This is a genomic window from Tenacibaculum sp. IB213877 (assembly GCF_034043975.1).
GTDB lineage: Bacteria > Bacteroidota > Bacteroidia > Flavobacteriales > Flavobacteriaceae > Polaribacter.
In genome coordinates, this window is record NZ_JAXCHH010000019.1 from 1 (window position 1) to 4,023 (window position 4,023).

Here is a 4,023-nt window from a genome sequence, read left to right on the forward strand (position 1 = left end):
TTTTGCCTTGCATACCTCAAAATACAAAAAATTACTACTTTTACATAATTGTGCAACAGACACAATGGCTATAAGTAATTGCTTGTTCTCGCCTACTTCTGAAAATCCTCGCGGATTTTCAGTTTGGTGTGTACTTGTAAAGTTAAGTGCTAAACCACGCAACTACTCATAGCCGAGAACGTTGCCAACAAGTTAACTGAACCGATAAACTGATTGACTAACTGAAAAGAAACGTTCACTCATTTTCGATTTCAGAATTAGTAAAGGAAATTTAAGTTTGAATTAAAATACAGAATATGAAAACCATTTTTACAGTCTTAATGTTATTCTTGACATTTAATTCATTTTGCCAAGAACTTTCTGGGAAAAAATCAATTAACAAACCAAACTATTCGGAGAATTCAGAATTAAAAGTATTCTATTCGGACAAATCAAACGAATTTCATTCTGACCAAAAACCAGCAGGAATATTTGTTAATGACAAATTTATTGGAAGTCAAGAAGTGCTGAATTTTATAAATCAAGATAAAATTGAGACAATCAATATAGAAAGGGAAAAATTTGAAATGAATGGAACAGAATATTATGGAAAGATTTATATAAAAATGAAATCTGATTACAATCCAAAGTTCCTTACACTGAAAAAACTTTCCGAAAAATACTTGAAGTTAAATGAAAATCCAATAATATATCAAATAGACGAAAAAGTTGTTGAAAACAGATCGAATGAAATTTTAGTAGACGAAAATTTTATTTTAAAAATTGTTGTTGAGAAAATAAACGCATCTGAAAATAATACAGAAATCAACCTGATAAGACTGATAACAAAAACGCCTGAAAACATAAAAAAGGCGAACGAAATACGAATAAAAGGAATTGAAAATATAAAACCAGTTGCCAACAATGGCTATAAGTAATTGCTTGTTCTCGCCTACTTCTGAAAATCCTCGCGGATTTTCAGTTTGGTACGTACTTGCAAAGTTAATCGTTAAACCACGCAACTACTCATAGCCGATACCGTTGGTAGTAAATTGAAAAAATTATGATAGAAAATTATATATGGATTTCTAACCATGAAATTAATAAAGAAGACAAAACTTCAATAGATAATTTCTTAAAAAAAGTTAATCATTTAAAAGGTTTGAGAACTAGACCTAACTTGAGATTTACATTCTATCCGGTTTCAAAAAACGAGGTTAATAATAATTTAAAAATATGGGATTATATAAATAAAAACAAAAATTCATTAAACGATGAATATTACATATTTAACTTAGGACTTCCTGAAAATATGTTGAATTTTTTAAAGTTTTCAAAAAGAACAAAATTATTAAACCCTATCATTCTTGGAATTGCTACAAAATATGTTCTCGATTATGATAAAAGAGAAATAATGAGAGAGCAAGTTTATGAACCTATATTTGATAAAGCATTAAATTTAGTAGATAAATATTTTTCAGACTTTTTAATTAGCAGCGAATTTCATGAAAAATATTGTTATGATTTCCCTGAATATTATAATACAAAATTGAAATCTCAATTTGATAAAGCTTTTAAAGAATATGTAGGTGATTCTTCAATACTTCCTTTTATTTGTCCTTGGAAAAATAATAAAAAATATGATACAACTATTTTTGAAACTGGTGAATTTGATTTAAAAATTCCTATTGCATATATGACAAAAAAAGATTGGGAAGTTGTTGTTATTACTGGTGAAAAAGATACACTAGAACGAGCAGAAAGTAGAGCTGATGTATTTAATATGTGGAAATATGATTTACCAAATAATCATGTTGGATTAGAAATATAAAATCTACTACCAACAACGGCTAAAATTAATGCGGCTTTAGTTTTAACTTCAATGTTTTGTGTATATTTACTATGTCGCCAAATCTTGTTGATTTGGCTTAGTTTTAACTAAAATACAAATCCAAACAAAAAGCTTCGGCTTAGTCCAGGTTCGAAAATCCGCAGATTTTCTCCCCGCACTAATCCTAGCCAAACCCGTTGTGGTGCATATGAAGCAAACAGTATTTCTAATATTAATGACAATGACTTTTAATTCAGTTTCTGGACAAAATTTAAATGGAAAATGGTTACTGAAAGACATTGACCCTGGAAATGGACAAAAAGGTTATCCTGGATTTCAACTGCTCGAAATTGAAAACGATAGCGTCCATATTTACACGGATTTTTCGCTTAAAGAAAAAGCATCGACCTTGATAATGGATAGTGGCGATTTGTTGAATTTAAAAAAAGAGAAAACTTCCACATATAAAATCATCAGCAATAATAACATCAAATGGTTTGTAAATGGAAAATCCAACGACAAGGACGCAATCTTTGAATGTGACTTTTATCGACTTGAACCAACTAAGACAACACTGAAAAAGGAAGATATTGAAAAGATGACTTTCGTTCTGACCGAAAACGAACGAAAAACGGAATTTGAATTTAACAAAGAGTTATGGGACAAAGATACCCTCGAACGAATGAAACGGAAAGAGGGCGAGAAAAAAATGATTGAGCAAATAGGCTCGACTTTCTTTGTCTCAATGTATTTTGACGGAAAAAGACATAGTTCAATTCCAATTAAAGAAGTTACGACTGAATTAATAACAATGTATGCTATTCCGACTGGACCAATGGAAATGACAGCATACCGAAAAGAATAAATACGCACCACAACAATGTATAACCGCAATTACGGCGGATTCGACTACGTCCGAATCCACTCGGAATTGCTAACGTCTGTGCTAAACCGAAAAATTTACGTACTTTAACCCGTAACTGACGGTTATACGAGACCGTTGTAGCACATTTGAACAAACATTGGAAAACAGACCAAAATATCTAACTGAAAACATAAAATTCTACTCTGCATTTCCTCGTGGATATAATATGGATGTAGATTATTCCCACCTTCCACCACTACTGAATCTAGATTTTCATACTTTAAATGGAATTTTACCTATGACTTCTTCTCGTTACAATTACATTGGACAAAACGGAGAGGTAGACGGAAAAAAAACTACTGTAGTTTTTGTAAATCCATTAGATAAGGAATATGAATACTTTGAGAGTATTGGTGTAACCGAATTTCAAGCTGTTTCTTTAGTTGTTCATTTTTACGCTGTGGAAGAAACCGAACCAGGAGTTATTAAAGGACTTCCATATGGAGTTTCGTTAGTTCCAATGTCCAAGAATGGAAAAATTGACACTTGGAATATAGAACTCTTGAAGCAATTTGATTTAAGAGAGTTGTGCCAAGAAGGAGGAAATGTGTTTACCGATTTTGTCCCATTTGAAAAATGGAGCAAAGGAATGGGAATGCACTATTCATTATTTTCAAATATTACAACAGACAATCCAACAGATAGTATCGGATTTGAATGGGGAATGTACTTTATCTGCCCAAAATACGATAAACGCGAGGTAGAAATAATACAGAATCACACTTACAGCAAAGCGATTAATGCAAAGTACCGAAAGTATAAAATCAATAGATATTTTAAACCCTTTACAGATACTAAACCGAGACAGATTTGGGGATGTGATTCGCCTATTGAGTTATTCTTATTACAAGGTCTGTATGTGAGAAACAAGGTTCCAGAAATACAAATGGGATTCTATCGAAATGGAGAGATTTTTCCGAATTACTATAGAATGGCTGAGCAAGAAAAGTTTATATCTCAAGATAAACTTATAACCGCATCTGACTTTTATTACCCAAAAGAAAAGATAGCACTTTTTTGTGACGGAGTTGAATATCACGATACTGAAAAGGACAAAAAAATTGATGACAGTTTAAAAGCGATTGGTATTATGCCTTTAAGGTTTAGCGGAAAGAGAATCACAGAAGAACTTGAAAAAGTATTAGACGAAATAGAAAACGTGCTACAACAATGGTAACCGTTGCACAAGTGTGTAAAAACCAAAAATATTGGATTAAAACAAGCCTTTTTAGGGCTTGTTTTTTTATAGATGACTAAATGATGGTCTAAATTTAGAAGGCTTTATTCT

Annotated in this window: 4 protein-coding genes; all 4 read left to right on the forward strand. The window is 31.5% G+C overall.

The features are described from left to right. Positions 1–296: 296 nt before the first annotated feature. Positions 297–917, forward strand: coding sequence for a hypothetical protein (locus SLH33_RS12840; RefSeq protein ID WP_320419520.1), 621 nt, complete (start codon positions 297–299; stop codon positions 915–917). A gap of 125 nt (positions 918–1,042) precedes the next feature. Beyond that, positions 1,043–1,810, forward strand: coding sequence for a hypothetical protein (locus tag SLH33_RS12845; protein ID WP_320419521.1), 768 nt, complete (start codon positions 1,043–1,045; stop codon positions 1,808–1,810). Between the two features lie 208 nt (positions 1,811–2,018). Further along, entirely contained in the window at positions 2,019–2,675 is a 657-nt protein-coding gene (locus SLH33_RS12850; RefSeq protein WP_320419522.1) for a hypothetical protein, read from the forward strand. Between the two features lie 157 nt (positions 2,676–2,832). After that, positions 2,833–3,912 carry a DUF559 domain-containing protein gene (locus SLH33_RS12855; RefSeq protein ID WP_320419523.1) on the forward strand — a complete coding sequence of 360 codons (1,080 nt, stop codon included), beginning with the start codon at positions 2,833–2,835 and terminating at the stop codon, positions 3,910–3,912. Positions 3,913–4,023: the final 111 nt, after the last annotated feature.